The 6,235-nt window shown below is 45.1% G+C and carries 7 protein-coding genes; 1 reads left to right on the forward strand and 6 read right to left on the reverse strand.

Features of this window, described 5'->3' with window-relative positions; translation table 11 throughout:
* Nucleotides 1-217: 217 nt before the first annotated feature.
* The gene (locus RT269_RS29385) at nucleotides 218-931 is read left to right on the forward strand and encodes a GntR family transcriptional regulator (RefSeq protein ID WP_313188040.1); all 714 of its coding nucleotides are present in this window, start codon (nucleotides 218-220) and stop codon (nucleotides 929-931) included.
* 103 nt (nucleotides 932-1,034) lie between these two features.
* Here the strand turns inward: RT269_RS29385 and RT269_RS29390 are convergent, their stop codons facing one another.
* The 6 genes from RT269_RS29390 to RT269_RS29415 all read right to left on the reverse strand — a co-directional run.
* Nucleotides 1,035-2,279, reverse strand: a complete 1,245-nt coding sequence (locus RT269_RS29390; protein WP_313188041.1) for a glutamate-5-semialdehyde dehydrogenase — start codon at nucleotides 2,277-2,279, stop codon at nucleotides 1,035-1,037.
* 138 nt (nucleotides 2,280-2,417) lie between these two features.
* Nucleotides 2,418-2,960: a 5-formyltetrahydrofolate cyclo-ligase gene (locus tag RT269_RS29395; protein ID WP_313188042.1), complete on the reverse strand. Its 543-nt coding sequence runs from the start codon at nucleotides 2,958-2,960 to the stop codon at nucleotides 2,418-2,420.
* Nucleotides 2,938-3,159, reverse strand: a complete 222-nt coding sequence (locus RT269_RS29400) for a DUF896 domain-containing protein (RefSeq protein WP_054790714.1) — start codon at nucleotides 3,157-3,159, stop codon at nucleotides 2,938-2,940. The genes RT269_RS29395 and RT269_RS29400 overlap by 23 nt, the downstream gene beginning before the upstream one ends.
* A 10-nt stretch (nucleotides 3,160-3,169) precedes the next feature.
* Nucleotides 3,170-4,033 (reverse strand): glutamate 5-kinase, encoded by an 864-nt coding sequence (gene proB / locus RT269_RS29405; RefSeq protein WP_313188046.1) that lies wholly within the window; start codon nucleotides 4,031-4,033, stop codon nucleotides 3,170-3,172.
* Nucleotides 4,034-4,103: 70 nt separating this feature from the next.
* Entirely contained in the window at nucleotides 4,104-5,699 is a 1,596-nt protein-coding gene (locus RT269_RS29410; protein WP_313188043.1) for an NAD(P)/FAD-dependent oxidoreductase, read from the reverse strand.
* Nucleotides 5,686-6,235: NAD(P)/FAD-dependent oxidoreductase (locus RT269_RS29415; RefSeq protein WP_313188044.1), on the reverse strand; the 550-nt coding region annotated here is incomplete at its 5' end. The genes RT269_RS29410 and RT269_RS29415, both read right to left, overlap by 14 nt.

Raw genomic sequence — 6,235 nt, forward strand, 5'->3', positions numbered from 1 at the left:
TATGACTGTTTGATATGTATTATCATTTCTATACATAATATACTACAACCACATAGCAATGTCAATACATTTAATTCAATTGTATTATCATAAGACATGCAGCATCCTTTATTAATATGCTGCGTAGTTTACCTGTTAATTCAAATATGTATTGTCATTTATTTCAAAGTATAATACAATTAAAGAACTGATTTTATTAGAAAATGAGGTGATAATTATGGCAGAAAAAAGAATTGCACAATATAAACAGATTGAAAATGACTTGCTTCAGAAAATAAATTTAGGTTATTACAAAAAAGACGATCTTATCCCCACAGAGCTGGAGCTTTCCAACACCTATCATGTATCAAGGGTGACTGTCAGAAAAGCCACAGATAATCTGGTTGCAAAGGGTCTTTTGACAAGAGTTGCCGGAGTGGGAACCTTTGTGTGCCACCCTTCTGTTACATTAAACCCCAGTTCCATCCAGGGATTTTCAGAAGTAATGTGTGAACAGGGTATTTCCGTCCGGACAGAAGTTCCAACCTTTATGATCCAGAAAGCACCTTCAAATATTGCTTCCATCTTAAAGATTGAGACAGGGGAACCTATTTATTTTATTGAAAGGATCCGGTATGCAAATGATGAAATTTTTCAGTTTGAAACAACCTATATGTCCAGCCGGTTATATCCCGATATCTCCATGCAGGTACTGCAGCAGTCAAAATATCAATACTTTGAAAAGGTGAAGGAAATGAAAATCGCATACAGCGACCATACTGTAACACCCATTCATCCTTCAAAAAATATTGCAGAAATGTTTGGGATATCTTTGGATACTCCCATTCTGAGAGTTGCCAATACTACTTATCTGACCAATAATCAGATCATGGATTATACAGAATTAACGCTTAACTCACCAAAATACCAGTTAACATACGTCAAAAGCTGACTGAAAGAAGTCCTTCCATAGGGGAACTGAAGATTCTCCAATAAAAATGGCTGTGAGAAAGAATTTCCTTTCTCACAGCCGTTTTTATTAAAGACAGCCTGGGCTACGGGCGTACCTGGCCATCCCCATATATGATATATTTGGTAGTCGTCAGCTCTTTAAGTCCCATAGGACCTCTTGCATGGAGTTTCTGGGTGCTGATCCCGATCTCAGCGCCAAAGCCGAATTCATATCCATCCGTAAAGCGCGTGGATGCATTGACATAAACGGCTGCTGCATCGATCTCATTTAAAAACTTCTGAGCGTTGTTATAATCTGATGTAATGATGGCTTCGGAATGCTTGGTGTTATAACGGTTTATGTGGGCAATCGCTTCATCCACAGAGCCAACAATCTTTAAGGACAAAATGTAGTCCAGGTATTCACTTCCCCAATCTTCCTCGGTTGCAGGGACAAATCCCTCTGCCATGGTACAGGCCTCTTCATCCGCCCGGATCTCGACAGATTTCTGAGAAAGCCGCTCTTTTAATAAAGGCAGGAACTGAGGGGCAATTGCTCTGTGAATGACCAGGGATTCGCAAGAATTGCATACTCCGATCCTCTGGGTCTTTGCATTAAATATGATATCTAAGGCCATATCAAAATCAGCGGATTCATCGACAAAAATATGGCAGTTTCCGGTCCCTGTTTCAATGACCGGAATGGTACTGTTATCCACAACGGCTTTTATTAATCCGGCGCCTCCTCTTGGGATCAATACATCCACATATTGCCTAAGACCCATGAATTCCTTTGTTACTTCTCTGTCAGTATCAGTGATGAGCTGGATGGTATCCTCCGGAAAGCCGGCATTCCTAAGGCCGGTACGGAGCCATTTAACTATGGCCATATTGGATTCCAGGGCATCGCTTCCGCCCTTTAAGATCACGGCATTTCCTGATTTAAAGCAGAGCCCAAAGGCATCGGCGGTCACGTTGGGCCTGGCTTCGTATATAATACCTACAACGCCCAAAGGAACGCGCTTCTGGCCGATGGTCAGGCCATTGGGGCGGACCTTCATGGAAAGTACTTCTCCCACCGGGTCATCCAGCGCAGCTACGGATAAAAGTCCGTCAGCCATGGCTTCGATTCTCGCAGGAGTCAGTTCCAGGCGGTCAATCAGTCCGGCGTTCATTCCGGAAGCAGCAGCTTTTATTACATCCTCCTGGTTTGCGGCGAGGATTTCCGCTTCTCCTTCCAGCAGGGCCGCCGCCGCTGCCTTTAAGCCTTCATTCTTTCTTGCTGAGCCCTGGATCCCTATAATTCCGGCTGTCTCTTTTGCTTTTTTTCCGATTTCAGTAATCGTCATAAAAGGTTCCTCCAATCTTTTCCACTTTCCTGCCCATGCTCTTTGGGCAGGGCCCACCCAGTTTTACCGGGTGTAAAGGGATACCCGAAGGGTGTTTCTTAATCGGTGTTTCTTTTTTCTTGCCCTTAAGGGAATGCCTTAAGGAATGATAATCCGATCCATACGTTTGTCATGTGGTTCCGTAGGAATATGGTCAAAGACCTGGAAGCCGTAGGCTATGGCAATGCGGGGATGGTTTGGTTCTCTTTCAAAGAAACGGTCATAATACCCGCCGCCGTATCCGAGCCGGTTTCCTGACTTATCAAAAGCAACTCCCGGAACAATCACAGGTGCTTCCGGATCATGGATTTTTAAGCAGGTTGGTTTTGGCTCCATAATACCCATGATGCCTTCTTCTAAATCTGCTTTTCCGGAAATGGAATAAAATTCAAGTTCCTTTCCAACGACCTTTGGTACTGCTATGTATTTTCCCTGTTTTAATAAAGCTTCCATGAACTTCCAGGTACCTGCTTCCTGACGAAAGGATACATAGCAGTAAACACAATATGCCCGAATGATATCATCAAGGCTTAAAAGCTGCTCGCAGATGGCATCGTTCCATACACACTCGGTAACCGTTTCCAAGGTCTTCCGCTGCTCTTTTATCAATCGCCTGATATCATTCTTCTCCAACTTTTCCATACTTTTTACCTAAATCCGTTACGGATCCGTCTTCCTCCTGAATGGAAATGTTGTTTAAATTTCCCCGTAAACTATTGCGGATGGATTCGATATACTCTCTTCGTAAAGCAGCCTGCTCCGCCTGTTCTTCTTCCGATAATCCTGTTGCTTTTGATTTATGATAAAGGGTATTGATTCTGTCGATTTTATCCTGATTCATAGTATTCTCCTTAATATTCGTGATTAATATAGTCCATTAAGTCAAAGTCATGGTTTGGATGGGCCAGGAACAGGGTTCCTCTTTCTTCGCCTGTCACGATCTGCTCGATGACCTCCACCTGGTCACCGTTCGCAATGACCATATCGGAACCGCTGTCCGTAGCAATACGGGCGGCAGCAAGCTTCGCAGCCATGCCTCCGGTACCCACATCGCTTCCGGAGGTGGATTTTCCCATATCAAGCAGCTTAGGCGTGATTTCCTTTACCAAACCGATAAATTCTGCCTTCGGGTTTTGTCTGGGATCATCGGAATAAAGACCGTCAATATCTGATAATAATATTAAAAGATCCGCCCCGATCAATGCGGCAACAATGGCGGAAAGCCGGTCATTATCGCCAAAATTATCCACCAGAGGAATTTCAGAGGTGGATACGGTATCGTTTTCATTGACAATGGGAATGGTCCCAAGCTTTAAAAGTTCATCAAAGGTGTTCTGGGCATTATAACGGCTGCTGTCATTAACCATAGTATTTTTGGTTAAAAGAACTTGTGCCGCTATTTGATTATATTCAGCAAACAGCTTTTGGTACACCATCATAAGCCTGGCCTGGCCCACGGCGGCGAATGCCTGTTTTTCTGATATGGTAACAGGCCTGGTATGGTACCCAAGAGCCTGACGTCCTGCTGCAATTGCGCCGGAGGAAACTAAAACCACCTGCTTTCCCTGTCCCTTTAAATCGCTGATTACCCGAACCAGCTTTTCAATTTTCATCAGATTCAAATCCCCTGTGTAGGCATGGGTTAAAGATGAGGATCCGATCTTTATCACAATCCTTTTTTTATCCTTTAGTTCCTCTCGTTCTGTGACGTTCATCTTCATTATCATCTGCTTTCTGTATTTCTTTTTGTTTCATATCTTACATCATTTTTATGGTTTCGTCAATTTATATGGAAAACCTATTAAATCTGGAAGCAATGGCTTCCGCCACTTTTAAGCCATCCATTGCAGCAGAGGTGATCCCTCCTGCATATCCGGCGCCTTCTCCGCATGGATAGATTCCGTTAATACTGCATTCAAAGGTTTCGCCTCTGGGAATGCGTATCGGTGAAGAGGTTCTGCTTTCCACACCTGCCAGGATGGCATCCGGCCTGGAAAAGCCGTGAATCCGGCGTTCAAAGGCTTCCACTCCCTGGATCAGGGATTCTGATAAGTATTCAGGAAGAAATTCTCTGATGTTGGCAAAATCATATAAGCCTTTAAAGGCCGGTTCTACATCACCAAATGCCTTTGAGGGCTGATTCTTTTTAAAATCACCGTAAAGCTGGACCGGAATTTTCCCGCTGCTGCTTAAAAAGGCTGCTTCTTCCAGCCGCCTTTGATAAGCGATTCCTGCAAGAGGAGTCGTTCCGCCAAAATCCTCTGGTGTCACGGTGACAATCAGGGCGCTGTTGGCATTTACGCCATCCCTCTTGTGATAGCTCATTCCGTTTACTGCAAGCCTGTGTTCCTCTGAGGAGGCATTGACTACATATCCACCGGGACACATACAGAAGGTATATACACCTCTTCCGTTTGTGCACTGATGGGTCAGTTTGTAATCCGCCGGGCCCAGTACGGGATGGTTTCCAGTTCCATACTGAGAACGGTTTATGCTTTCCTGTGGATGCTGGATTCTTAAGCCCACTGCAAAAGCCTTCGCTTCCATTGGAATGCCTCTTTTATTCAGGACTTCAAACGTGTCCCTGGCGCTGTGCCCGATAGCCAGCACAAGAATTTCTGTCAGGATCTCTTCCTTTTCATCGACCATCACTCCCTGCACCCTGCTGTCTTTTACGATAAAATCGGTCACACGGCTGTTAAAACGGACCTCTCCTCCAAGGTTTATGATCTCCTTCCTCATCCCTCTCACGATGCCGCTTAAAACATCGGTGCCGATATGAGGCTTGTTTACATAGAGAATCGAAGGATCCGCTCCGAATTCCACGAAAAGCTCCAGTACTTTCCTGTTCCTCATCAGGGGATCTTTTACAAGGGTATTAAGCTTTCCATCGGAAAAGGTGCCTGCACCTCCCTCTCCAAACTGTACATTACAATCCGGTTTTAATGTCCCGCCATTCCAGAATAAGTCCACAGCCTCCCTGCGCTTTTCCACGGATTCTCCTCGTTCCAGAAGAAGGGGACGGTATCCGTGTCTTGCCAGCATGAGGCCGCAAAAAAGTCCGGCCGGTCCGGCACCGATGATAACCGGCCGGCTGGCCATTCGCCCAGTACCCGGCTTTGGAAAGGCGTATTCTTTTTTCTCTGATATTCCAATGTCTCCGCTTTTTGCTTTATGTATCACAGACTCTTCTTTTGTAGTTTCCACATCAATGCTGTAAGTAAAATGGATTTCCTCTTTTTTTCTTGCATCAACAGACTGTTTGATTATTTGAATGGAGCGGATTTCCTTTACCGGAATTTTTAGTGTTTTTGCTGCTTTTGCCCATAAGGCCTCTTCTGTGTGATCCACCGGCAGCTTTAACTGATTAATTCTGATCATTACGTTCCTCTTTCCTGCCCCGAAGGACAGCCTTTCCTGCACTAGTACCTGCCAGTATGCCGCAAGACCACGCCCACTGAAGGTTATAACCTCCGCAGATGCCGTCCACGTCAAGAATCTCCCCAGCCAGGTAAAGTCCGTTCATTAGTTTTGACTCCATGGTACCAGGGTCCACTTCCCTGGTATCAATGCCTCCGCTGCACACCTGAGCCTGATCAAAGGAATTGGCGGCAAGGATTTCTGTTTTAAGTCCCTTTAGAACAGAGGTCAGTTTTTTTATCTGCTGGGTTGTGATATCTTTAACAAAGCCCTTTTCCGGGATCCCGGCTTCCTTTAAAAGAATCCAAGCCAGCTTGTGATTTAATACACCATTTAAGAATTCTTCTGCCGGCCGGTAGCTAAAGCGCTTCGCCCTTTCCGAAAGAAGCTGTCTGGTACTGTTAAAATCCATGGAAGGTAATAAATCCAGCTCTGCCGTCACCAGCCGGCCTGTATCGATTCCCCCGGCAGCAAAACGGCTGACCTGGAAAACCGGA

This window comes from Lacrimispora sp., from assembly GCF_032078915.1.
In the GTDB taxonomy this organism is placed as follows: Bacteria; Bacillota; Clostridia; order Lachnospirales; family Lachnospiraceae; genus Lacrimispora.

What these genes read in the sequence shown, in the direction of transcription:
- RT269_RS29385 (WP_313188040.1), top strand. Translation starts at nt 218, where the DNA reads ATGGCAGAAAAAAGAATTGCACAATATAAACAGATTGAAAATGACTTG.
- RT269_RS29390 (WP_313188041.1), bottom strand. Translation starts at nt 2,279, where the DNA reads ATGACGATTACTGAAATCGGAAAAAAAGCAAAAGAGACAGCCGGAATT.
- RT269_RS29395 (WP_313188042.1), bottom strand. Translation starts at nt 2,960, where the DNA reads ATGGAAAAGTTGGAGAAGAATGATATCAGGCGATTGATAAAAGAGCAG.
- RT269_RS29400 (WP_054790714.1), bottom strand. Translation starts at nt 3,159, where the DNA reads ATGAATCAGGATAAAATCGACAGAATCAATACCCTTTATCATAAATCA.
- proB (WP_313188046.1), bottom strand. Translation starts at nt 4,033, where the DNA reads ATGAACGTCACAGAACGAGAGGAACTAAAGGATAAAAAAAGGATTGTG.
- RT269_RS29410 (WP_313188043.1), bottom strand. Translation starts at nt 5,699, where the DNA reads ATGATCAGAATTAATCAGTTAAAGCTGCCGGTGGATCACACAGAAGAG.